The organism is Amycolatopsis sp. NPDC049868, assembly GCF_044461365.1.
GTDB lineage: Bacteria > Actinomycetota > Actinomycetes > Mycobacteriales > Pseudonocardiaceae > Amycolatopsis.
Genome location: NZ_JBITKV010000009.1, coordinates 1 through 23,906, shown reverse-complemented (window position 1 = coordinate 23,906; position 23,906 = coordinate 1). Strand labels below are relative to the sequence as shown.

Here is a 23,906-nt window from a genome sequence, read left to right as displayed (position 1 = left end):
ACTCGCCGGTAATGGGAGCTCCGTTGAGCGTAGACGTCGAGGTCGAACAGACCAGGACCGACAAGCGTGTCGCGGCGATCCTCGTTTCGCTCGCGCTGGCGGCCAACAACGCCGGCGCCTACGTGCTGAGCATCATCGCCGCCCGGCTGCTCGCGCCGAGCGCGTTCGGTGAGCTGAGTTCCCTGCTGGCGGTGCTGGTGATCGGCGTCGTGCCGGCGATGGGCCTGCAGACCGTGGTCGCGCTGCGAGTGGCCCGCAAACCGCAGGACAGCGGGACGCTGCTCGCGCTGGGCCTCACGACGAGCGCCATCGTCGCGACGATCGGCCTGATCCTGGCGCCGGTGCTGGTCTTCGTACTGCATCTGGATTCCGTGGTACCCGCGCTGCTGCTCGCCGTCACGCTCGGGCCGCTCACCCTGCTCGGCCTCTTCCACGGCCTGCTGCAGGGCAGTGGCCGCTTCGCGCTCTTGGCCGGGCTCATGTCGCTCGAAGGCGCCGGGAAGGTCGGCGGCTCGCTGATCGGACTGCTGATCGGCGGCGACGCCACCGGCGCCCTTGCCGGAACCGCGATCGGCTCGTACCTGGTGATCTTCTGCGGCTGGATCCTCTGTGGACGGCCGCGGCCACGCAAGACGGGCTGGCACGCGGGCGAAGTCCTGCACGCGGCGCAGGCGATGCTGGCGCTGGTCCTGCTGGTGAACCTCGACCTCGTGCTGGCGCGCCACACCCTCCCCGCGGCCGAGGCCGGCGAATACGCGCTCGGCGCGATCGTCACGAAGATCGCCTACTGGCTCCCCCAAGCCGTCGGTGTCCTGGTGCTGCCCCGCTTCGCGAACAGCGACGACCGGCGACGCATCCTGCCCGCCGCCCTGGCCGTCTGCGCCGCCCTCGACGCCTTCGTCCTCCTTGTCTCCCTGGTCGTCGGCCCCCGCCTTCTCTCGTTCATCGGCGGCTCCGGCTACGCCGCCAGCACCATGCCGGTCTGGCCGTTCGCCCTCGCCGGTTCGATGCTCGCGCTCGTGCAGATCCTGCTGTTCTCGCGCCTCGCCGCCGGCGACCGGCGGGTGACCGTGCTGATGTGGACGACCGTCGTCGTGGAGACGGTGCTGGTGACCACCTGGCTGCACTCGTCGGCCACGCAGGTGGTGACCGTCGCCGCTTGCTGTGCAGGGGGTTTGGCGTTGTCGGGTGCGGTGTTGGAGTTGCGGTCGCGGCGGTGACTCGGGACTCACCCGAGGTGCACGTCGGGTCGCGGACGACGCTGGGCACTGCGAAACGCGGCTCTGAGTTCATGCAAAACCGCGTCGGGCTCGGATCGGAGACGGGACGGCAACGTCTGGAGAACGACGATCCCGGCCGCGGCGTAGCGCGCGTTCCGCGCGAGAGTCGCACGGAAGTGGTCACCCTTGGCGTGATGGCCACGGGAATCGACCTCCCAGGCGAACCCGACCTCATCGCACCAACCGTCCGGCTTCGCGACGAACCGGCCTGTCGCGTCGAAGACCTTCACATTCCACTGGAACTCCGGCAATCCCGATCGCCTCCACAGGCTCCACGCGTCGGCCTCGGCGACCGAATGCGCGCCGCCCAGGATCGGCGCCAGCGCCCGTAGCAGTCTCCCGTCGAATCGAGACCGCTCGTCGATCTCGACGGCGAGCGCCTGCGGCAGGCAACGACGTTCTTGCACCGCTTCGGCCATCATCGCCACGATCGAGTCCGTATCGGAAGTTCGGCGCGCCGCGTCGATCACCGCTCGCGGCACGGGAGCGGTGGGGACACCGGCTCTGCTCAGCGGCGTAGGCAGGCGCCGCGTCCGTTCGATATGGACGAACCCGGTACTGGCGATCGCTCGCCCGGCGGGTACGAGGACATGCACGTCGTCGAAATCCGGAAGTTTCCTCAGCCCGTACCGCCTGAGCGCGGGCACTCCGGTGAGCACCGAACCGTCACGCGCCAGGAGCAGGCCCGCCTCGATCCGCTGTTCCTCGGTCGGCTCGCCGTTTCCGAGCAGCACGACTCCGGGCAGCAGCATCCGCCAGACCCCGCCGGGCTCGCACCTGCGCCAGATGGTCCTTCTGGGCACGCCGAGTTCTTCGAGTCGCTTGACCGCGGCCACGGTCGGGCCGTTCGTCATCAGTGGGTGCTGTGCCCACTCCCCTCTTCGCACTTGATCAGCTTGAACCCGGCCACCGACAGAAACCGCGGATTCACGTCGTGACCGGTCCGGTGAAGCGGGGGTGTGTGGAAATAGGGACATTCAACGTCCCTATTTCCACACACCCCTCACGTGCTGTCACCTTCGGGCTCGCGTCCAGCGAACCAAGGCACACACGTCGCCACCATCGCCGCCGCCGCCAGCAGCAGCGAAGCCTGGGTCACCGGACCATAAGCCCATTCCTGACCGTGCCCCAGCAGCCGCCCCACCACCGCGACGAGCGTTCCCACGACCATCCCGCCGAAAGCGAGGTATCGCGGCGCGCGTTCGCTGAACTGGCGGGCGAGCAGGACGGCGATCAGCAGCACGATCGGCAGCATTCCGCCCAGCACCGCCAGCAGTCCGATGAGCACCACCGGGACGACGGCGCCGGAACCCGCCTCGACGGAGACGCGTCGCCGTCGGACCGGCCACAGCGCCCCGATCAGTACCAGCAGGATCGCGACCGCCCCGATCAGCAGGCCGGACCGGTACTTCCAGTCCGGCGTGAACTCCAGCCGCACGACACCGCCGGAGCCCGCGGGCAGGATCCACGCCTGCTGCCAGCCGTCGACGCGCGTCTTCACCAGCGGAGTCCCGTTCAGCGAGGCGGTCCAGCCGGCGTTCGCGTTCTCCGGAACGGCCAAAATGGACTCGTCACCACCGGCCACGGTGACCGATCGGGACGTCGCGTCCCACGAGTCCACGGTGACGGCGCGATGCGTGGCGGGCGAAACAGCCTGCCCGACAGGTTTGAGCCAGAGGTCTTGCACCACGAACGACTCCGACCGGTCGGTCCGCAGTTCGTGCCCGCCCGCCGCCAGGTCCACGCCGCCTGCCGAGTCGGGGCACGCGGACAACGTCAGCGGCCGGTGCGCGGTGAAGTCGGCGAGCGTGCCGCGCACGGAGGTGTCGTAGTCGAAGCCATCCAGGCGGACGTTCGGACCCGATCCGCAGGGCAGGGTGAATTCCGTGGCCGGGGCGGGAAGTTCCGCACCGGTCAGGGAAAGACTCCCGATTCCGAGCGAGTTCCGGGTTCGCTGGTCGTCGTCGAGGCCGGCGAACGCGATCTTCAGCTGCGCGGTCTCCATGGGCGGGAACGTCGCCGCACCGGACGCGTCGAGTTCGACAGACCGGCTCGACGTCGGTGTGGTCAGTTCCAACCGCGCGGGCGCACGCGGGTCGGCGGCGACGCGGATTCCGGAGATCGTCTGCGGTTTCGCCCAGTCCAGGGTCATCGTCGGCCGCAGGTCGGTGATGTCGGGTTGCCAGGCGGTCGCGGGATTCCCGTCCACCGCGGCGAACGCGCTCGCGGACGGATCCCCGCCCAGCTGGGAGGTCGCCGACACCTGCACGCCAGGCAGCGTCACCGGGACCCGCCCGCCGCCCGCGGGCAGCACGGTGCCGCCGAACTCGTAAGCGCTTTGCGACGTCGTCGAGAACAGCCGCCGGATCCCGTCCGGTTCCTCACCGTCACGACCCGCGTTGGCGTCACAGCGGTCGGGCACGCACGCGTACCTAGGCTGCGGCCCGCGGGTGAACGCGAACCCCGGAGCCGTGCCCGCGCCGAGATCGGCGGGGACTTCCAGCGCGCGTTGCGGTTCGACGCCGGGGATCTTCAGCTCCGAGATCCCGACGTTCCCGTCCTGCCTGCCGACCACGAGCGACAGCAACGTGATCCGCACCTTGCGCGTCACCCCCGCCGGCACCGGATAGGTGTGCGCCCCCGCACCGCGGACGACCTGGTGATCGACGGAACCGTTGTCCGTGGTGATCCTGATCCTGGTCGGCGGCCAGCCGACGCGGATGTCGTCGACCATCGCGAGATCGACCGAGTTCACCAGCCGCGGGGTGTCGAGTTCGACTTCGAGCCATTCCCCGATCGGTCCGGTGAAGCTCGACGAATGCCAGGCGGTACGCGGATCCCCGTCCAGCGCGGCGAACGGCTGATGGCTCGGATCCGAACCGCCGAAGGCGTCCGCGAACGACGCCGCCGTCGACGCGGTGACCGAGCGGATCCCCCGGTACGCGGCCACGGTCTGGTGCTGCTCACCCGGAAACGGCAGGACATCCAGTGCGGCTCGTTGCTGGCGCGGCGATTCCCCGGCGGTCAGCGTCTGGCTCAGGTTGTCCCGCACCCCGCCGACGTTGCGTTCGGCGCGGCGCAGCCCGTCGGTGACCAGCCTCGGCCCCGTCGGCGAACCGCCGTCCCCGGTCAGCACCGTCGGCGTCCCCGGGTCGAGCTGCCCGGAGTTCATCAGCGGCAACAGATTCTCCGGGCCACCGCTCACCGTCGGGACGTCCTTCGTGGACGTCGCGGTGACGAGCGGTACCGGGCGTTTCACCTCGAAGACCTCCAGCGGCCCGAACTGGGCCGACTTCTCGATCCCCGGCGATCCCGCCAGCCCGGCGCGCAACGTCGTGAAGTCGGGCGCGCCGACCTTGGCGCGGTCGACGTCGCCGCGCAGCATCAGGAACCGGTAGCCCGACCGCGCGAGCAGCGCCGCGAGCCCTGGATCCCCTCTGCCGTCGGCCAAGGCCGCGTCGATCGAGTCCATCAGGCGGGTGTTGCCCTCCGAGCCCAACGGGACCTGGTTGCGCACCGCCCACGGGCTGTCCGCGATGGCCTGCGCCGGTTCGTCCACCGTGCGGCCCCAGTCGTACTCGCCGAAGCCGGTCGCGGGCAGCAGCAGCGTGCGCGCCGTCGCGTCGGTCTTGGCGACGTATCCCATCGCGTCGTACCAATATCCCGGTACCTCGTCCCAGCCCGGCCCCGGCCGCAACGTCAGCAGCCACACCGGCGCGGCCATCGCCACGACCAGCAGGGCGCCCAGCGCGGGCCGCAGATTCCGGCGCAGCGCGGGCGCGGCGCTCGTGATGCCGTACACGAACGCCAGCATCAACGGCAGCCGCAGCACCGGTTCGAACTTGTGCACGTTCCGCAGCGGCGCGAGCGGGCCGTCGAGCAGATGCCGGACGGGTTCCGCCAGCGGGCTGTCGAGAGTCCCGACATAGCCGACGGTCAGCAGCGTCAATCCGGCCAGCACGCCGAGCACCAGGAACCGCCGTTCGGGCAGCCCACGCCGCGCGAGACCGAGCAGCCCGACCGCGGCCACCAGCCCGGTCGCCGCCATCAGCACCGGATTGTCGATCAGCGCCCAGCCCGAAGGCCACCACGGCGTGCCCTGCACGACGTAGGCGACCCACTGGTTCGTGCCGCGCAGCACCTCGAACAACGACATCGGCGCCGTGGTGTTCGTCGCGGATTCGATGTAGTCGAGGAACGGCAGGCTGTACTGGCCGAGCAGCACCAGCGGCAGGAACCACCACAGCACCACGCCGACGACGAAGACGAACCACCAGATGACCAGCGCGACATGCGTGCTCCGCCATTTCCGGGTCAGCAACCACAATCCCGGAAGCACGAGCGCCATCACGACCATCGCGCCGTTGATCCCGCCCATGCACAGCACGGCGAGCGCGGACAGCCCCGCGGCTCGGCGCGGCGAGCCGATGCGATCGGCGAGGATCAACGGCAGCAGGACCCACGGCAGCAGGACGGCGGGCAGCATTTCCGAGGACAGCGAACCGATTTCGGTGACCATTCTCGGCGCGAGGGCGTAACCGACTGCTCCGATCAGCCGAGTCCGTTCGTTCCCTATTTTCAGCGCGCGGGCCACGAGCAAGGCGCCGCCGAACGCGACCGAAAGCAGGATCGCGCACCACAGCCGCTGCGCGATCCACACCGGTACGCCGACGGCTTGGCAGGCCGCGAAGAACGGCCCCATCGGGAACAGGTAGCCGTACGCCTGGTTCTGCAGCTCCCCCGCCGTCGCCTGGGGATTCCACAGGTGCAGCGCCCTGCCGAGGAAGGCCAGCGGGTCCACGGCGAGATCGAGTTTCGTGTCGAAGGTCGTCCTGCCGGGACGCTGCACAAAGGACAGCACGGTGAGTGCCAGCACGATCCAAGTGCTCGGCCTCTTCACCAGCGCGCCGGGGGTTACCATCCGGTAGATACTAGGCGGAAACGTGGCTACTATGCGCCCTATGACAGACGGTTTCGAAGAAGCGTGGTCGCTCGCCGAACCCGTCAAGGGCTGGATGACGCGGGATCAAGGCCTCGCCTTGTGGAACGCCGCGTGCCGGCTGGACAAGGGCGATCTCATCGTGGAGATCGGCAGCCACCAGGGCCGTTCGACGATCGTGCTCGCGAGCGCCGCCCGCACGGTCGGGGCGAGGGTGGTGGCCGTCGACCCGTTCGTCGACGGACGGCTGTTCGGCGGATCGCCGACACGCCAACGGTTCGAGGCGAACCTGAGAAAAGCGGGCGTCGAAGACGTCGTCGAGCTCGTGGCGGAGTACAGCACGAAGCTCCGCCCACGCTGGGACCGCCCGATCCAGTTGCTCTACATCGACGGCAAGCACGACTACTGGACCTACACCGACGACCTGCGCTGGTCGGCGAACCTGGCCGACGGTGGGGAAATCCTGGTCCACGACTGCTTTTCCTCCATCGGTGTCACACTGGGCACGATCGCGAAAGTCCTCTTCGGACGGCGTTACACCTATCTCGACCGCGCGACGTCGCTGGCCCGGTTCCGGCTCGCCCCGCCGTCGGCGAAGGACAGGTTGCGCGTGCTCGCCCAGTTGCCGTGGTTCGTGCGCAACGTCGGGATCAAGATCCTGCTGCGGCTGCGTCTGGCCCCCGTCGCGAAGATCTTCGGCCACGACAGCCCGTACGACCCCTACTGAGTGAGCGGCCTGCCGACTTCGACCTTGGCGACACAGACGGGAGCCCCCTTGGCGGACAACTGAAAGCCGATCTTGTCGAACAGGCCCTCGATCGGCAGGTACATCGTGTGCAGTCCGGGCTGGAACCACACCGGCACACGTGTCCCGTCGCGGTCCACGAACCCTTCGCCGCCGTCCGAGGTGAAGTAGTCGATCCGGAGCAGGTATCGGCCGAGAACGGGCGTGTCCAACGGAACCCGGACCAGTTGCTCGCCGACGGCGTACCCGCAGCCCGTCACCGGGCCGGGCAGGCCGCGGGAAACCGGTTCCACGCCGGTGATCGTCCGCGCGGTGCCCGAATCGTCCAAAAGGGATATCCGGCTCGTCGGCCGGTCGAACTGGAAACCCGGGATGAGGCCGACCACCCGTGAAGCGCGGGCGTTCTCGCCGAACCAGCCGTGCAGGATGTCGTTCGGCACGGCCGTGTCGAACAGGACGAGGTCCGGATCCCGTTCGATCGAAGCGCGCGCGTTGGCGAGGAACTCCCGGGAATGTTCGAATCGTAGTCCGGGCGCCAGCCGGGAGAAGCCCACGGCGGAACTCGCGATCAAGGCGAGGCACAACGCCAGGGCGAACGGGCGTTTCGCCGAGGACGGCACGGGATCCGAAGACCGGTCGAGCGGTTTGGGCTCCAGGAAGGCGAAAGCGAGACACAGCGCCACGACGAGCGCCAGGTCGGCGACGTAGCGGGGATCGCTGCCCAGTTCCGGGCCGACCTCGGTGAGCCTGGTGGCCGCCGAAAGCCCGATGTCCGCCGCGAACACCAGGCCCAGCAGGATCCACGCCTTCCTGGCCCGGAGCCCGCCGATACGGATCCCGTAGGCCAGCACCGCGACGGCCACGAGCAGCAGTGCGATCCGCACCACCACCGGGGAAGCGGCGAACGTCGCGCCGGGGCCCGGCCCCGTCCAGGGCCCGCCCACCATCCCGGGGATCAGGGTGTCGCCGAGCATCCGGCCCGTCATGTCCGCGACCGTGCCGACGGTGACCGGACCGCCGCCTTGCCCGACCTGACTCGTGGTCAACGCCAGGAAAACGGCGGCGTAGCCCGCGAGGACGATGGCGAGGGCACCCATCAGCACGAGGTGGCGGCGCAGGGAAACCCCGAGCAGCACGGTGATCCCGGCGATCAGCACCGGGATGAACACCGCCTTCTCGTAGAAGGCGAGCCCGAAGACGGTCCAGGCCACGGTGGCGATCGCCCAGCGACCGCCGTCGGCGAGATACCGCACGTGTGCGTGCAGGGCTGCTGTGGCCGCCAGCAGCACGGGCGCGATCTGGATGGCGTACGCCCACCACAGCGTCGGGACGAGCAGCAAGGTCGACGTCGTGAACATCGTGAACGGGACGAGAATCCCCCACCGGCGCCCGAAACAGCGCACCAGTACCGCCCACAGCAGCACCGACGCCGCCGCCTGCATCAGCAGGACCGGCGCCATCAGCACGGCGAAGTTCAGTGGCGCCCACGCGGTCAGCACATCGGCGAGCAGAAATCCGCCGGGCGCGAGATGTCCGTGGTAGTCCTGGAAAAAGTAACCGAAGTCGAACGGGCCCGACTTCGCGGCGAGATAGGTGATGACGAAGTCGTCCTGTGCGAGGCTGCCGCGCAACGCGGCCCACGTGTGCAGGACGAACGGGATCACGCCGGCGGCGAACGCGGCGAGCGTGACCGGCGAAGGTCTTTTCCCCCGGAGTGGCACGGGTCGCCTCAATTCTTGCAGGTCGGCGGCTGGCACATGATCTTGCTCAGCGCCTGGTAGAAGACGTCCGAGATCTTCCTCGGATCGGGGGTGGTGAACGATTCCCCGCCGGTGGCGGTGGAAACCTGCCGCAGCTCGGACGCGTCGATATCCGGCCCGATGCCGATCCCGATGACCGGCAACGGTTTCCGCGGATCCTGGAGTTTCCCCAGTTCCTCCAGCAACCGGGGCAGCCCGATCGTCTCGCTGTCCTCGTTGCGCCCGTCGGTGAGGACGACGACCAGGTTGATCCGGCCGGGTTTCCAATTCTGCCTGGCGTTCTGATACGCGGCGAGGATCGAATCGTAAAGCCCGGTCGCACCGCCGGCTTTCGGCCGCACTGCTTGGAGTTGCGCGACACCGCCCGAGGCCGTCTGCTCGGCGATCGTCTTCATCGGCAGCAGGACACGATGGTCCTTGTCACCGTCCAATTTGGTCGAGAACAGCCACAAACCCAGTTCTGTCGTGGGTTTGAACAGGCCGAGCCCCTGCGTCGCGGCCTGCAGGGTGAGTTCCATCCGGCTCTTCCCCGTGCCGGGCACGGCGGCGGCCATCGAACCGGAGACGTCGAGCAGCACCTGGACCCGGGCGCTCAGGTTCGTCCCCGCCCAGGCCTGCAGTACGGCGTACAGCTCCGTCACCGGCGGGGCCCCCGGCGGCCGCGGTGCCGGATCGGTCCGGCTGTCCCGCGCCCGCGGAACGGCGAACTGGCCGCTGGGCGCCCGGAATCCCGCGTCGGCGAAGATGCCGCCGGCGAGCGGTTCGAGCAGCAGCCGCAGAAAGCGTTCCGCCGCGGCCCTCGACGCCTCGGACGCCTTGGGCAGCACGACATACGGGTAGTCGAACCCCTGCACCGGGACGCCGGGATAGGCCGCCACGAGGTTCCGCGCGAGGACGGACTGTTCGGTCGCGGGGAAGGCGTCGGGGAACTGGCCGGGCGTCGGGTTCAGCTTTCGCATGGCGGCGGTGAAGGCCGCGGCCGGGTCGGGTTCCTTCTCGGTCAGCTTCCGCAGGGCGAGCAAGGTGCCGACGCCGAGCGGATCGCGCGCCGGATCCGGGATCCCGATCGGTGCGCCGTCGAGGATCTCCTGCCACGAGGGAGTTTTCCCTGGCCAGCCGAACCTCCGCGCTGTTTCGTCGGGAAGTCCCAGTACCACCGGGGAATTCGCCACCGACTGACCGGATTCCGGCAGGTTCCACGCGCCGGCGTCCCTGGCCTGCGACAACATCGTGCTCGACTCGGGGATCCAGACGTCGGGCCCACCGGAGGCGGTGGTCCCGAGCAGGTCGGCGGTTTTGGCCGACTCGCTCGCGGTCACGTTGACGCTGAAGCATTCTTCCTGCTGCACGGTCTTCGCGAGCCGCGTGAGCACCGGCGCCACGTCGGGCGCCGCGGTGATCTCGACCGGCGTCAGCGCATCACAACCGTTGCCCGCCAACCGGGCCCGCAGATAGTCCACGCCCCACCAGGCGCCGAGCGCGATCACCAGCAACAGGCTCAAGACGACCACGGGCGCGTTGAAACGCCCGCCACGCCTCGGGCCTACCTGCATGTGCATGCCTCCGAGGTGCGGGGTGAGGACCTGGGATGTTGCCCAATCCGCCCGCGAACGTCAACCCTCGGGTAACTTAGCGCCTTCCACTGCGGCAAACGGCCTAACCTAAGTGGACGGCACGCGTGATCAGACGGACGCCACGCGTGCTTGGACGGACGGCACGCGTGACGTCCCTCCAGACACATGTGCCGTCCATCTGATCACGCGTGATGAGCATCCGGGCTAGCCGAAATACCTTCCGGCGCCGATGTGGGCACCGGCGGACTGCCACCAGCCGGCGTCGCCGGTCGAGTCGATGCCGTCCGCGATCACCGTCGCGCCCGCCAGGGTCGCGGTGTCGATGAGGTTCCGCAGCGCACGTTCCGCCAGTGGTTCCGTCCGCCGCTCCGCCAGCCGGGGAGCGATCCGGACCGTCCGCACGGGCACGTCCGCCAGGCAGACGACGTCACCGCTCCCGCCGAAGCCCTGCAGCTCCGCGTCCACCCCGATCTCGGCGAGGAGATGCAGGTTGTCGACCGTCTCGCCGCGATCCGCGAGCACGGCGTCGGTGGGAAAGCCCAGCCTCAGCCGTGACGGCCCGAGCCCGGTCGAGGTCAGGATGTTCCGCACGGACCCGACGAGGTCGGGATCGGCGGCCTGATGCGGGGTCAGTCCCACGACCATCGGGAGCCGGTCGTCCGATTCCTCGCAAGCGATGCGGATGAGCCATTCGCCGAGCGGCGCGATCAGACCGGTCTCGTCGGCGAAGCGGACGCAAGTGTCGTGACCGATCCGGCCGTGACGCGGATGGTTCCACGCGAGTCTCGCCTCGATGCCCGCCGGCCTGCTGTCCGCGAGCCACGTCAGCGGCCGGAAGCCGACCTCGATCTCACCGGTCTCCCAGGCTCCCGCCATGGAGACGGCGAGGCCGAACTCGTGCCGTTCCCTGGTGTCGAGCGCGGAATCGGACAGCGCCCACTGCCGGTATCCGTTGGCCTGCGCCCGGCGCAACGTCATGTCCGAGACACGAAGCAGTTCGTTCGGCACGATATCCCTCGGCGGCCGGTGCACGACGCCGACACAGGCCGAAACCGCGACGCCGCTGCCGCTTTCGAGGTAGACCGGCTCGGACAGCTCCTGGTTGATCATGCCGATGACGGTGGCGACGTCCGGGCTGGTCGCGGTGTTCTGGATGAGGATGCCGAATTCGTCGCCACCGATCCTGGCGACGAGCGCGTCCTCGCCGCCGACGACGGTCCGCAGCTTCGCGGCGACGTTCTTCAACAGGTCGTCGCTCTGCTTCTGGCCGAGCCCGCCCGCGATCAGGGAGAAACCGTCCAGGTCGAGGTGATAGACCGTGATGCCGAAGGACGGGTCGGCATGCCGTAACGCCTTCTCCAGGCGGGTGCCGAAGCATTGCCGGTTCGGCAGGCCGGTCAGCGGATCATGCAAGGCTTGACGGCTCAGCTGCCGCTGCAGCAACGAAACGTCCGTGTCGCCGTCGACCAGGGTGATCAACTGCTGGGCTTCGCCCGCCGGGTCGCGGATGACGGCGCCGGTGAAGCCGGCCCACGTCGGCTCCTCGTCCTCGGTCACGAGTCTTCGCGACAGCTCGAGCCGCTGGCTGTCGCCTTCGAGCAGTTTCCGGTAGCCCTCGCGCAGGCCGTCGGCGTCGTCCGGATGCACCAGGTCGTAGAGGTTGAGCCCGATCAGGTCCGCGACGGGCCGGTTCAGCATTTCGGCGAACGCCGGGTTCACCCGCTGGACGCGGCCGTCGACCCTGGTGACGGCCACGCCGGTCGCCGAGCCGGTGAACAGCTGCTCGAAACGCGCCTGTGTCAGCACCAGCTCACGCCGCGTCTCGCGTTCGAGCGTGACCAACGTGCGGCTCAGATCCTCTTGCTGCGTCTGGATGCTCTCGCGCAACGCCTCGCCGTAACCGGACGCGAGCGCGCCGAGCACCTGCAACACCCGTTCAGGGAGCGACTTCACGCTCCGCAACTCCGGTTCGTGCAAGAGTCCCTTGCCGAGTACGTCCATCGTGCGACGCAGGCTGTCCGGGCCGACGCACCTGAGCGCGACGAGCCGCGCGCCGGCTTCGGCGGCCTGCGCGGGATCGGCGTCCTCACTCAGCACCGCCTCGAAGATCTCGTCCAGCAGAGCGGCGAAATGCTCTTCGATCTGGGCGTGGGTATACGGAAGATACGCCGTACCGCTGACCAGGTAAGCCCATTTGCGGGCCAGTGTGGCGCGGGTCGGCGCGGCGTTCTTCCGCTTCGGCGCTGCGGAGGATGAAGTTCTCTTCGGGGCGTCCGGCGATACGGGGAACTCGTCGCCGTCCGGAAGTGGGGCAGTCACGTCCGCCGGTCCTGGGGTCGCTTTCGTATTCCGTGGTGGAGGAACATCCTCCACGATTCTGAAGCCGTACTCACGGTTTAAGGGTCACCCAATCGGGTGGTCACCCTACGGTACTGCAACACCGACCTTTTCCCTCAGCCAATCGCGTGTGGCGTCCCGGTACTGGGACGCGTTGCGATGTAACGCCAGCGAATGTCCGGCACCGGACAGAACATACGTGGAAAGCTCGGCCTCGGGCCGGTAGAACGGCGCTTCCGCCGGCTGCAACGACTCCGCGCTCGAACAGTCCCGAAGCGCGAAAAGCCCGCAGAACAGGATGTCCTTCGACCCGATCGCCTGGAGAACCGGCACCCGGATCTCTTTCGTCGCGGGCAGCACGATGCCGAACACGGCGACCGTCCCCATTCCCGGGACCGAAACCTGATCTTTGGTCGCCTCGTCCGCTTCGACGACCTGGGGGTCGGCATTTTCCATCGCGTAGAACAGTCCGGCACGCGCTCCCGGTTTCGTCGTGAAATAGAGCGGATCACTGCCCAGCGAACCGAGTCGCCCATCGGTGAAGGCGGGCTGCAGGCCGAAGAGCACCCCGAACGTCAGTGCGGGAACCGACGGCAGATGCGTCATCCCGGTGAGGATCACGCCGTCGACGTCCTGATACGTCGAGGCCTCGGCCGCGACGATGCCCGAACCGACCGAATGCCCGACGATCACGATCTTCTCGAACGGCGTGCCGCCGACCCGCCCCGCGCGCAGATGACCGATCACCTCGTGCATCGACCGCGCCAGCGCCGGCAGCAGGAGCGGCAGGCTGGCCGGTTTGCTGCTCCCGCCCGAACCGAGCTGGTCCGCGGCGAAGGTCGCGTAGCCGTGTTTGGCCATGTCCCGTTGGTAGGAATAGCGATCCGGGTCGTAGGGCAGGTCCCAGTAGGCACTGTTGTAGGTGCCGCCGTGCACGAGCAGCTGGACCGCCTTGGGCGCCGGGCCCTCGGGCAGGCAGAACCGGCCGTGCACCGTGGCCGGTTCGCCGAGCGGGCCGGTGACCGGCAGATCCAGATCGGAGCAGCGGACGTCGACGGCCTCGGCCGGGGCCACGACCAGGAAGCCACCGAGGAGCACGCAGCAGGCGGCCACCGCCGTGGCCAGTTTGAGCGGCATTCTCACAGAACCCTCTCCGGAATCGGGACGCTCGGAAGGAGCACGAACCCTACACCTGGTGATCGAACGCTCACCGTCAGCCTCGCGCTCGCGGCCGCACGATCATCGGCAACCGGTTCGGCTGCATCGTCGCTTTGATCTTGGGGAACACCTTCACCCCTGGTACCGGTTCCAGCCGCCATCGGGCACCGATCGTCGCCGCCACCAACGCGATCTCCGTGGGAGCGAACTGATGACCGGGGCACAGCCGGGCACCCGCACCGAACGGGATGAAGGCTCCCTTCGGCACTTCGGCGGCGCGTTCGGGCTCCCAGCGATCCGGGTCGAACCGTTCGGGATCGGGGAACCAGCGTGGATCGCGATGCAACGTGTGCTGGCTGACCGCGACCTCGGTACCGGCGGGAACGCGCACCCCGCCGAGTTCGACGTCCTCCCGTGCCCGCCGCATCAGGATCACCGGCGGGGTCCGGCGGACGACCTCGTTGATGATCCGTTGCGTATAGACCAGCCGTGGCAGGTGCTCGAACCGCGCGGGCCCGCCCGCCAGCACTTCGTCGACCTCGGCGTGGAAGCGGCGCTCGATATCCGGCCTCGCCCCGATCTCGTGGAAGAACCACGCGAGCGCGACGGCCGTGGTTTCGGCGCCGGTGGTGAGGATCGTGATGACCTCGTCCTCCACCTGCCGGTCGGTCATCTTCTCGCCGGTCTCGTCGTCCTTGGCCAGCAACAACATCGACAGCAGATCGCCCTGATCACCGCCCTTCTCGCGGGCTTCGAGGACGGCGTCGCCGATGACCCGGCGCAGCCGCGCGGCCGCCGCGTCGAACTCGCGATTCGCCGGGATCGGCAGGCGTTCCACGAACTTCGGCGAGAACGCCCGGACCATGACGTACTTCAACATGATCGGGATCGACCGCTGGATCTCGACGAGCGCGTCGTCGCCGAGTTCGGTGGAGAACAGCGTGCGGCCGGAGATGGTCAGCGTGAGGTCTTGCATACGCCGGTCGAATTCGACCACCTCGCCTGGTTTCCAGGTGTCGGCAAGTTCGACAGCGAGTTTCGTCATCGTCGTCTCGGCGTAGAGCGCGATCCGGCTTCGCTGGAACGCCGGCAGCATCATCCGTCGTTGCCGCTGGTTGAAGGCGCCGTTGGAAGTCGCGAGCCCGTCGCCGAACAAGGGCCGCATCTTGTCGAACACGATGCCTTTGTCGAACTTCCCCGCGTCGGCGGCGAGCAGCCGCCACGCCAGCTCCGGAGTCGTGACCAGATAGACCGGCATCGGGCCGAAGTCGAGCCGCACGATATCGCCGTACGAGCGCAGTGAGGACAACAGTTTCAGCGGGTCACGGAGCATCGGCACGGTATGGCCCAGCACCGGCCACCGGCCCGGTGCGACGGCTACGTCCGGAGGTGCTGCCATCGTGCTCGTCTCCCGGTACCTGGACGCTGAACCCGGCAACCTTAGGACCACGAGACCGCGGAGCGGCTTCCGCCGCCGCACATCCACACGATCGGACGATGGCAGCCAGGTCCCGCGAGGCCGCTAGACTCCTGTGCCCCAACGGATTCCAACCGAACGGCGGCGACGACGGTGACTTCGAACCTGAGCTGGGTACCCCCCGAGGTCGACACGAACGTGCCGAATCCCGCCCGGGTCTACGACTACTGGCTCAACGGCGACCACAACTTCCAGGCCGACCGTGAGCTGGGCGAGCAGATCCTGAAGATCATGCCGGGCATCCGCGACGCGGCCCGGCTGAACCGTGCCTTCCTGCGGCGTGCCGCGCTGCACATGGTGGAGGCGGGGGTGCGGCAGTTCCTCGACATCGGCTCCGGTATCCCGACCGTCGGCAACCTCCACGAGATCGTCCAGCGAATCGACCCGTCCTGCCGGGTGGTCTACGTCGACCGCGAATCGGTCGCCGTGGCACACGCCAAACTGCTGCTGCGCGGCAACGACCGGTGCGCGGCGATCCAGGCGGATCTCCGCGACGTCAACGGCATCCTCGACGCGCCCGAAACCAGGGAGCTGCTGGACCTCGACCGGCCGATCGGCCTGTTCATGTTGCTGCTGCTGCATTTCGTGCCGGATTCGTGGGAGCCGCACGCCATCCTGGCCCGCTACCGGGAGCGGATCGCCCCTGGCAGTTTCCTGGCCGTCTCGCACGTCGCCGCCGACGCGAACTCCAGCGGCCTCGACGAGGCCATCGAGGCGTACAAGAGCACCCAGAACGACCCCATCCCCCGGACCCACGAGCAGGTCCTTTCGTTCTTCGAGGGGTTCGACGTCATCGAGCCCGGCGTCGTCGGCTGCGCGATGTGGAACCCTCAGGGCGCCGGTGACATGTCGGAGGACCCGGAGATCAACTCGCTGCCGTACGCCGGGGTGGGCCGGAAACCCTGAGGCCCGGATGTCATGAAAGGGTCGTTCAGGACATATTTCGTCCTGAACGACCCTTTCATGACGTTCCCCCCTCGCCCCCCGGATCAGGGCAGCACGTCGGTCACGGTGTCCTTGATGACCTGCCACTTGCCGTGCTCGCGTACCAGCGTCAGGCTGATCGTGTAGTGCCGGTTGATGTTCTGCGACGGCACCTTGTAGTACGCGTCGAGGATCGCGAAGCCCATCTTGCAGCCCTCGACGACGGTGTGGGTCACGGTCCACGGCATGCTGTACTCGTAAGGGACCTTGAACTGCTCGTTGACCACCGGGTCGACGTTCGCGTCGTAGCCGATGAACAGCTGTCCCCGGCGGCCCACGGTCACCATGTTCTGGTGGATGATCGCCCGGTAGCGGGCCTCGTCGCGTTTGTTGAAGCTGTCCATGTCCTCCCAGACCGCGCGGTCGAACGCACGCTGACAGGCCTGCCGCTCCGACTCGGCCCGCTGGTCGCTCGCCGCCGCCGCGGCGGGCACGCCGATTCCCGCGGCTGCCACGATCAGCCCGGCCAACGCCGCGTAATACCGCTTGCGCATGGGATTCTCCTCATCACGTCCCGTATTCCGTCCACCAGCAGGTTCGCCGGGCGGCGCATCACAGCTGCATCACTTCCGCACCGGCACCGCCGTGCGGCCGGTTAACCTCGCGTGAGGGGGTGCGATGGAGTTCCGGATCTTGGGGCCGGTGCAGTGCCGGAACGGGGCACGGCCGGTGAAACTGGCGGGCCCTCGGCAGGAGCGGATCCTCGCCGCGCTGCTGCTCGGCGCCGATCGGGTCGTCTCGGTCTCGCGGCTGGTGGACGTCGTCTGGGACGAGGATCCGCCCGCCACGGCCACGCGCCAGATCCGCAATCTCACCACCGCGCTGAAGCGCACGCTCGTCGCCGAGGGCGCCGCCGATGACGTCTTGACCGCCGAAGGGCCGGGCTTCGTCCTTCGCCCAGGCTCCTTCGACCTGCGCTCGTTCGAGGAGCACGTCTCACGTGGCGAGTTCCGCGAAGCGCTCGCTTGCTGGAGCGGACCGGCTCTGTCCGGTGTGGACAGTTCCGCACTGCGAGGCGAAGCCGAGGAACTCGACGAGCGCCGTCTGTCCGTTGTGGAACGTTGCCTCGACGAAGAGATCTCCGCCGGGGAAGACTCCGTCGCGGAGCTGACGGCGCTGATCGCGGAACACCCGCTTCGGGAGCCGTTCGCCGGTTTGCTCATGCGCGCGCTGCACCAGCAGGGCAGGCAGGCCGACGCGCTGAACGTCTACCGGCAGACGCGAACGAGGCTGGTGGAGGAACTCGGGATCGACCCGGGGCCGAAGCTGCGTGAACTCTACGAGCGGATCCTGCGCGACGAGCCCGAATACGGCAAGACCCGCTGCTTCCTCCCCTACGACGTCCCGGATTTCACCGGTCGCGAGGCCGAGATCGGCCGCCTGGCCGACGCCGTCCGGCTCGGCCGTCCGGTCGTCGTCGACGGTATGGCCGGTGTCGGCAAGACCTCGCTCGCCGTCCACGCCGCACATCGGCTCGCCGCCGATTTCCCCGACGGGCAGCTGTTCGTGGATCTGCACGGCCACTCCCCCGCCCGCGAACCGCTTCCGCCCGAGGCCGCGCTCGAAGCCCTGCTCGGACAGTTGGACGTTCCGGCTTCGCGGCTTCCCGGCGGTGTGGACCGGCGGGCCGAACTGTGGCGGACCAGAACGGCGGGCCGGTCGCTGCTCGTGGTGCTCGACAACGCCGCGAGCGCGGAACAACTGCGGCCGCTGGTGCCGGGTTCGGCGACGGTCGCCCTCCTGGTCACCGGGAGGCGCCGCCTGGCCGCGGTCGACGGTGCCGCGTCGATCAGTCTCGAAGTACTGCCGGACGAAGAGGCGGGCGCCCTGTTCGCGGCGGCGTCTGGGCGGCCGGACACGGGCGTGGCGGCGTTGTGCGGGAACCTGCCGCTGGCGATCCGCATCGCGGCTGCCCGGCTGCAGAATCGTCCACAGTGGACCGTCCAAACCCTGGCCGAGCGGCTGGGCTCCGAACACGACCGGCTGGCGGAGCTGAAGGTCGCCGGACGCGACGTGGCCGCGGCCTTCGCACTGTCCTATCGGGAACTCGATGCCGCGCAGCAGCGTATGTTCCGTTTGCTGGGGCGCAATCCCGGTGCCGACATCGGCGTGCCCGCGGCGGCCGCGCTGGCCGGCACCGGGGAGCGCGAGGCCGAACGCCTGCTGGAGGATCTGCTCGACGCCCACCTGCTCAGGCAGCCGGCGCTGGGCCGCTACGCGTTCCACGACCTGATCGCCGAACACGCCCGCAACGCGGCACGCGACGAGGAATCCGGCCCGGCCGTGCATCGGCTCCTCGATCACTACCGCGAGGGCGGCGACCCCGGCTGGTACCGGACGGAACGGGCGAACCTGGTCGCGGTGACCCGGCACGCGCTCGACGCCGGTCTCGACGAGCACGCCTGGCGGATCGCCGCGGACACCGCGGAACACCTCCGGGAGAGCGGGCACCTCGACGAACTGCTCGCCGTGGCACGGGCGGGGATCACCGCCGCCCGCCGGATCGGCGACCCGCGAGCGATCCAGCTGAGCCTGGCGAGCCTCACCCTGGCGTTCTGGGAGAACGGGCGGCTCACCGAGGGAATGGCCTGTGCTCTCGAACGCCTGGACGTCGTCCGCGCGTCAGGCGACCGCGCGGCCGAGGCGATCGCGCTGTCCAGGGCGGGCGCGCTGCACGGCATGCTCGGCCGCTACCCCGAGGCGATCCGGTTCTATCGGGACGGCCTGGCCGTCGTGGACGGGACCGGCGCCGCCACCCTGTGGACCAATCTGAGCAACGCGCAGGAGGTCCTCGGCAGGCTGGACGACGCGCTGGTCTCCGCCCGGCGGGCGGTGGAGCTGCGCGAGGACGACCGTGGCGCGATCCTGAGTTCGGCCCAGCTCGGCCTCGTCCTGTCCCGGCTCGGCCGGTTCGACGAGGCCTTCGAGGTCATCGAACGGTCGATCACCGCCTCGCGGGATCTCGACTACCTGTTCGGCGAGGCGTGGAGCCGGATCGACCTCTCCGACGCCCTGTTGCTCGCCCACCGGCCGGGCGACGCGCGCGAGCAGGCCGAACGCGCGTGCGCGATCCTCACGCGGCTCAACCATCCACTGCTGCTGGCGATGGCGGCCAACAGCCTGGGCACCGCCTGCCTCGCGCTCGGCGAGACGGCGACGGGCCGCAAAGGGCATCGGCTCGCGCTCGAAACGGCGAAGCGGATCGGCTACCGGCTGCAGGAAGCCCGCGCGCTGGCCGGGCTGGGGCAGGCCCGGGCCGCGCGGGACCACTACGCCGCGATGGGCCTGCCCGCCGAACCCACCAGCAGGGAGACCATGGCGAGCGCCGCCGCACTCCACAGCAGCAGCACGACACCCGCCCCCTCGACGACCAGGCCGCCGACGAAAGCACCGAGGGCGATAGAACCGGTGAACACGCCGACGTAGAGACCGGTGACGTGCTCGACGCGATCCGGCGCGAGGGCGGTCATCCACAGTTGCGCGCCGACCGACAATCCACCGTAGGCCAACCCCCACAGTGCGATCGCGACCCCGGCGATGAGCGCGGAAGCGCCGAAAAGCGCCAGAAGCCCGAGTGCGACGGCGATACCGGCCGCCAGTAGCAACACCGTCGCCCGGGGCCTGCGCCCGGCGGCGGCTCCGGCCACGAAGTTGCCGATCAGCCCGAAGACGCCGTAGACGAGCAACAGCGACGCGATCGCGCCCGCCGGCATCCGGGACAGTTCTTCGAGGACCGGGCGCACGTAGGTGTACGCGGCGAAGTGCGCGGTCACCAGCAGCACCACCACGGCGAGGCCGGTGACCACGGCGGGACGGAACAACGAGCGGCGGCGTCCGGCGCCGGTCTCTTCGACGACCACAGGACGGCGCAACAGGGGCAAGGCCAGCAGCAGCGCGGGAACGAGCAGCAAGCCGCACACCGCGAGCGACCAGAAGGCCGCTCGCCAGCCGAAAGCGTTCCCGACGAACGTGCCCAGCGGCACTCCGAGCACCGAAGCGGCGGCGACACCCCCGACGGTGAACGAAACCGCCAATGCGCGGTCGCGAGACGCGACCAGCCTGACGGCCACGGCCGAAGCCATCCCCCAGACGGCGCCCATACCGATACCGAGAACGATCCGCGCGACCATGAGCAGCCCGAAATCGACGGCGATCGCGGTCAGCCCGTTGCCGACGGCCAGCACCGCCACGGCCGCGGCCAGCACCCGGCGACGATCGAGATTCCCGAGCAGCCGCGGCACCACAGGAGCGGTGACCGCCGAAACCAGACCGGTGACGGTCAGGCTGAGACCGGTCGCCCCCGCAGAGACACCGAGACCGTCCGCCATCGGGGTGAGCATCCCGACCGGCAGCATCTCGGAGGTCACCACCAGGAACGTGCTCAGCGTCAGCACGCCGACGGCGGCCCATCGCGGCAGGGAAGTCCGCTCCCGAAGGACCGGATCCGGGTAAGAGACAGAGGAACTCATGCCGTCCAGCCCATCACCGCGCGACACCCGGAACAACGACGCCTTCCTCATCGATCGATGAGGAAAGCTCATCGATCCGGGGGTATCGTCCGAGAATGCATCAGGCGCATCTGCAGCAGATCGAATGCCTGCTCACGCTGGCGGAGGAACTGCATTTCGGGCATACGGCCGAACGGCTCGGCTACTCGCAATCGCGAGTCAGCCAGCTCATCGCCACCCTGGAGACACGGGTCGGCGCGCGGCTGGTCGAGCGCACCAGCCGCAAGGTCGGACTCACCCGCGTCGGCGCGCAGTTCGTCAAAGAGATCCGGCCCGCCTATCGCTCGCTGCTCCGCACCTTCGAGCGCGCGCGTGAGCGGGCGATGCGCGGTGCCCTCGAAGAACTGCGGGTCGGGTTCACCGGCATGGTCTACGAGGAGGTCACTTCGACCTTTCGCGCGCTGCGCGATCGGCACGGCGTGGCCGTGCACACCCATGACGTCCCGCTCGGCTCACCGTTCAGCGCCGTACTCGACGGCGAGATCGACGCCGTCATCGCCGAACTCCCGGTCCACGAACCCGGGCTCACGGTCGGCTTCCGGTTCCCGCCACAAGACCAGTACGTGATGGTCGGCGCCGATCACCCCATCGCGGAGCGCGAGTCGATCGATTGGGAAGATCTCGCGAAACTCGACCTGCTTCACCGTGCCGGTGACGGCCCCGGCTACTGGAAGGCCGCGCGCACGCCGCCCGCCACCCCGTCGGGAACGCCGATTCCCTCGACCGCGGGGATCACGACCGTCCAGCAGGGAATGGCGCTGGCGGCGTCCGGGATGCACGCGATGCTGGTGTGCCGTCCGTTGACGGAACAGCACACCCGCACCGATCTGCGCTACGTCCCGGTCCGCGGCTTGGAAGCGTCCAGCCAGCTCGGTCTCGTCTGGCGGACCGGCCACGTCAGCCCTCCGCTGACCGCGCTGGCCGAACTGCTCGAACAGGCCGGACCTGTCAGCCGAAAAACCCGGTGAGCAGTTCGCGCAAGGTGTCCGGCTGGTGGAGGACGCCGTGGTCCTGCCCTTCGACGGTGGCGTACCGCGCGCCGGGGATCGTGCCGGCGACCGCGCGGGTGCCCGCCCGCATCCAGGCGTCGCTCTCCCCGCCGTCGATGACCAGCGTGGGCACCGAGATCTTGGCCAGCCTGTCCGCGGGCAGCACGTTTCCGGGGCCGCAGAGCGCGAGGTCGTAGGGCAGCGTGTGGGCGAGCCCGGTGAACCACGCCCAGAACGGGTCGTCCCGCATCCCCTTGACGACCTCTTCCGGTGTCGCCGTCCCCTCGACCAGGAACAGTTCCGCCGCGCCGTCACGGTCGCCGTCGGCGATCAAGGCGCGGACGCGGTCGAAGAGGTCGGCCGCGGGCCTCTCCCGGCTGTCGTCGACGACGTACGGCGGCTCGTACACGGCGAGGCTGGTCATGGCGACGCCTCTGGCGGCCGCCTCCAGTCCCAGCACCGCACCCGACGAGTGCCCGAACACCGCCGCCGAGCCACCCACGTGCTCGATCAGCGCGGCGAGATCCTCGACCTCTCGCTCCACCGAGTAGACCGCCCCGGCTCCGCTGTCACCCCGGCCGCGCCGGTCGTAGGCGATCACGGTGTGCTTCGGCGCCAGGATCGCGGCCAGCCCGGCGACGGTCGTCCGGTCGTTGAACGCGCCGCCGGCCAGGATCACCGGCGTGCCCTCCCCGGTGCGCTCGAAGGCGATCGGGGTGCCGTCGGCCGAAGTCACGGTCTCGAACGAGGTGGTCATCAGGTCCTCCGCAGGGTCGCTTCACTCTAGCTTCGACCCTGAGTCGGAGCCGATGACCACCGCTCGACATCACTTCCGGAGATTTCCGAAGAATTCGCGGAGTTCGGCCACCACGTCGTCCGGCACGGCCATCGCGACCATATGGCTCGGGCTCTCGTGATCCGCCCAGCGCACGACGTCGTTCTTGCGCGAGGCGATCGTGCGCAACGCGGACGGCCCGCCGTGGGAGACGCCGGTCGGCACCACTGTCTGGTCCATCGGCATCGCGGCCTGCCCCTCGTAGTACGGCCACAGCGCGGTACCGCCGGTCCCGGTCAGCCAGTACAGCGTCGCGTTGGTGAGGAACAGGTCGCGGTCGATCGGCTCGGCGGGCGCCGCGCCGCCGGGCCAGCCGTCGAACTCCTTGAACCGTTCCACCAGGTACGCCAGCTGCGCGACCGGCGAATCGAGGAAGCCGAAACTCAGCGTCTGCGGCCTGTTCGCCAGGTACGGCGCGTATCCGCTGCCGCCCGCGAAACGCTCCAGCAGACCCGCGAGATCGGCCTGGTCCTGCTGGGTGAGCCCCTCGAACTCGGCCGGATCTCCGGTCGGCACCCCGAGTCCGGACGTGATGTGCGAGCCGATGACCTGCTCGGACGCGTGCACCGCGAGGCAGGGCGTCACCAGCGCGCCGGCGTCGTTCCCATGCGCGCCATAGCGTTCGTAACCGAGGCGGCTCATCAGTTCCGCCCAGGTCCGCGCCACCCGCGCGATGTCCCATGGGCGTTCGTCGGCCGGCTCCGGGAACGGCGAGAAACCGAAGCCCGGCAAGGACGGCGCGACGACGTGGAAGGCGCGCGAGGGGTCGAGACCGTGGGCCCGCGGGTCGGTGAGCGGGCCGAGGACGTTCAGGAACTCGGCGATCGAGTTGGGCCAGCTGTGCGTCATGATCAGCGGGATCGCGTCCGGTTCCGGCGAGCGGACGTGCAGGAAGTGCACGCGCTGGCCGTCGATCTCGGTGAGGTACTGCGGGAATTCGTTGAGCTGCTTCTCCCACGCGCGCCAGTCGTAGCCGTCTCGCCAGTATTCGGCCAGATCCTTGAGGTACGCGACCGGGACGCCCCGGCTCCACTCGGCACCGGGCAGCGCCGACGGCCAGCGGGTGCGGGCCAGGCGGTCGGTCAGGTCGTCCAGATCGGACTGCGGGATGTCGATGCGGGACTGCTCGATGTCGGTCATGAGGTGACCGTAGGGGCCATTCAGGCCAGATCCTGACCTAAATGACCGGCGGGCTCGTTCGGCCGTGAAGGCGTGTCGCGAAAGCCACTTTCGCGACGTCTGATGTCCCGAAAGTGGCTTTCGCGACGCCCCCGGTGCACGCCCGACAGCCCGCATTCAGTCGACTAAACGCCGCCCATG

General features: G+C 69.1%; 15 protein-coding genes and 1 pseudogene. 5 read left to right on the top strand and 11 right to left on the bottom strand.

The genetic code is table 11. The features are described from left to right. The first annotated feature begins 23 nt into the window (after nucleotides 1–23). Nucleotides 24–1,220: a lipopolysaccharide biosynthesis protein gene (locus tag ACIBTM_RS31055; RefSeq protein ID WP_395880705.1), complete on the top strand. Its 1,197-nt coding sequence runs from the start codon at nucleotides 24–26 to the stop codon at nucleotides 1,218–1,220. An 8-nt stretch (nucleotides 1,221–1,228) separates the two neighbouring features. On the opposite strand, the gene ACIBTM_RS31050 is transcribed toward ACIBTM_RS31055, so the two are convergent. Both ACIBTM_RS31050 and ACIBTM_RS31045 read right to left on the bottom strand, forming a co-directional pair. Beyond that, entirely contained in the window at nucleotides 1,229–2,134 is a 906-nt protein-coding gene (locus ACIBTM_RS31050; RefSeq protein WP_395880704.1) for a hypothetical protein, read from the bottom strand. A gap of 149 nt (nucleotides 2,135–2,283) precedes the next feature. Further along, a complete protein-coding gene (locus ACIBTM_RS31045; protein ID WP_395880703.1) occupies nucleotides 2,284–6,201 on the bottom strand; it encodes an alpha-(1->3)-arabinofuranosyltransferase in 3,918 nt (1,305 codons plus the stop codon). 40 nt (nucleotides 6,202–6,241) lie between these two features. On the opposite strand from ACIBTM_RS31045, the gene ACIBTM_RS31040 reads away from it, so the two are divergent. Then, nucleotides 6,242–6,946 carry a class I SAM-dependent methyltransferase gene (locus ACIBTM_RS31040; RefSeq protein ID WP_395880702.1) on the top strand — a complete coding sequence of 235 codons (705 nt, stop codon included), beginning with the start codon at nucleotides 6,242–6,244 and terminating at the stop codon, nucleotides 6,944–6,946. On the opposite strand, the gene ACIBTM_RS31035 is transcribed toward ACIBTM_RS31040, so the two are convergent. The 5 genes from ACIBTM_RS31035 to ACIBTM_RS31015 form a co-directional block, all read right to left on the bottom strand. Beyond that, the gene (locus ACIBTM_RS31035) at nucleotides 6,940–8,685 is read right to left on the bottom strand and encodes a hypothetical protein (protein ID WP_395880701.1); all 1,746 of its coding nucleotides are present in this window, start codon (nucleotides 8,683–8,685) and stop codon (nucleotides 6,940–6,942) included. The genes ACIBTM_RS31040 and ACIBTM_RS31035 overlap by 7 nt on opposite strands. Nucleotides 8,686–8,693: 8 nt before the next feature. Continuing rightward, nucleotides 8,694–10,277 (bottom strand): substrate-binding and VWA domain-containing protein, encoded by a 1,584-nt coding sequence (locus ACIBTM_RS31030; RefSeq protein WP_395880987.1) that lies wholly within the window; start codon nucleotides 10,275–10,277, stop codon nucleotides 8,694–8,696. 225 nt (nucleotides 10,278–10,502) lie between these two features. Continuing rightward, nucleotides 10,503–12,617 (bottom strand): EAL domain-containing protein, encoded by a 2,115-nt coding sequence (locus ACIBTM_RS31025; RefSeq protein ID WP_395880700.1) that lies wholly within the window; start codon nucleotides 12,615–12,617, stop codon nucleotides 10,503–10,505. A 105-nt stretch (nucleotides 12,618–12,722) separates the two neighbouring features. Next, complete coding sequence (locus ACIBTM_RS31020) at nucleotides 12,723–13,772, bottom strand: alpha/beta hydrolase (RefSeq protein WP_395880699.1); 1,050 nt, start codon at nucleotides 13,770–13,772, stop codon at nucleotides 12,723–12,725. A 76-nt stretch (nucleotides 13,773–13,848) separates the two neighbouring features. Continuing rightward, entirely contained in the window at nucleotides 13,849–15,192 is a 1,344-nt protein-coding gene (locus ACIBTM_RS31015) for a cytochrome P450 (RefSeq protein WP_395880698.1), read from the bottom strand. A 171-nt stretch (nucleotides 15,193–15,363) separates the two neighbouring features. Here ACIBTM_RS31015 and ACIBTM_RS31010 point away from each other — a divergent pair, with 171 nt between their 5' ends. Further along, on the top strand, nucleotides 15,364–16,176 hold the full coding sequence (locus tag ACIBTM_RS31010; protein WP_395880697.1) for an SAM-dependent methyltransferase: 813 nt from the start codon (nucleotides 15,364–15,366) through the stop codon (nucleotides 16,174–16,176). A gap of 83 nt (nucleotides 16,177–16,259) precedes the next feature. Here ACIBTM_RS31010 and ACIBTM_RS31005 read toward each other — a convergent pair whose 3' ends face one another. Next, entirely contained in the window at nucleotides 16,260–16,748 is a 489-nt protein-coding gene (locus ACIBTM_RS31005) for a hypothetical protein (protein WP_240593093.1), read from the bottom strand. Nucleotides 16,749–16,872: 124 nt separating this feature from the next. On the opposite strand from ACIBTM_RS31005, the gene ACIBTM_RS31000 reads away from it, so the two are divergent. Beyond that, nucleotides 16,873–19,680 (top strand): BTAD domain-containing putative transcriptional regulator, encoded by a 2,808-nt coding sequence (locus ACIBTM_RS31000; protein ID WP_395880695.1) that lies wholly within the window; start codon nucleotides 16,873–16,875, stop codon nucleotides 19,678–19,680. Nucleotides 19,681–19,700: 20 nt separating this feature from the next. Here ACIBTM_RS31000 and ACIBTM_RS30995 read toward each other — a convergent pair. After that, nucleotides 19,701–20,594: pseudogene (locus ACIBTM_RS30995) on the bottom strand (MFS transporter); the annotation flags it as partial. 224 nt (nucleotides 20,595–20,818) lie between these two features. On the opposite strand from ACIBTM_RS30995, the gene ACIBTM_RS30990 reads away from it, so the two are divergent. After that, entirely contained in the window at nucleotides 20,819–21,730 is a 912-nt protein-coding gene (locus ACIBTM_RS30990; protein WP_395880694.1) for a LysR family transcriptional regulator, read from the top strand. Here the strand turns inward: ACIBTM_RS30990 and ACIBTM_RS30985 are convergent. Further along, nucleotides 21,711–22,508 (bottom strand): alpha/beta fold hydrolase, encoded by a 798-nt coding sequence (locus ACIBTM_RS30985; protein ID WP_395880693.1) that lies wholly within the window; start codon nucleotides 22,506–22,508, stop codon nucleotides 21,711–21,713. The genes ACIBTM_RS30990 and ACIBTM_RS30985 overlap by 20 nt on opposite strands. A gap of 69 nt (nucleotides 22,509–22,577) precedes the next feature. After that, nucleotides 22,578–23,726, bottom strand: coding sequence for an epoxide hydrolase family protein (locus tag ACIBTM_RS30980; RefSeq protein WP_395880692.1), 1,149 nt, complete (start codon nucleotides 23,724–23,726; stop codon nucleotides 22,578–22,580). Nucleotides 23,727–23,906: the final 180 nt, after the last annotated feature.

Coding starts and splice junctions, on each gene's coding strand:
- ACIBTM_RS31005 (WP_240593093.1), bottom strand. CDS start 16,748: ATGCGCAAGCGGTATTACGCGGCGTTGGCCGGGCTGATCGTGGCAGCC.
- ACIBTM_RS30990 (WP_395880694.1), top strand. CDS start 20,819: ATGCATCAGGCGCATCTGCAGCAGATCGAATGCCTGCTCACGCTGGCG.
- ACIBTM_RS30980 (WP_395880692.1), bottom strand. CDS start 23,726: ATGACCGACATCGAGCAGTCCCGCATCGACATCCCGCAGTCCGATCTG.
- ACIBTM_RS31015 (WP_395880698.1), bottom strand. CDS start 15,192: ATGGCAGCACCTCCGGACGTAGCCGTCGCACCGGGCCGGTGGCCGGTG.
- ACIBTM_RS31050 (WP_395880704.1), bottom strand. CDS start 2,134: ATGACGAACGGCCCGACCGTGGCCGCGGTCAAGCGACTCGAAGAACTC.
- ACIBTM_RS31045 (WP_395880703.1), bottom strand. CDS start 6,201: ATGGTAACCCCCGGCGCGCTGGTGAAGAGGCCGAGCACTTGGATCGTG.
- ACIBTM_RS31030 (WP_395880987.1), bottom strand. CDS start 10,277: ATGCAGGTAGGCCCGAGGCGTGGCGGGCGTTTCAACGCGCCCGTGGTC.
- ACIBTM_RS30985 (WP_395880693.1), bottom strand. CDS start 22,508: ATGACCACCTCGTTCGAGACCGTGACTTCGGCCGACGGCACCCCGATC.
- ACIBTM_RS31000 (WP_395880695.1), top strand. CDS start 16,873: ATGGAGTTCCGGATCTTGGGGCCGGTGCAGTGCCGGAACGGGGCACGG.
- ACIBTM_RS31040 (WP_395880702.1), top strand. CDS start 6,242: ATGACAGACGGTTTCGAAGAAGCGTGGTCGCTCGCCGAACCCGTCAAG.
- ACIBTM_RS31020 (WP_395880699.1), bottom strand. CDS start 13,772: ATGCCGCTCAAACTGGCCACGGCGGTGGCCGCCTGCTGCGTGCTCCTC.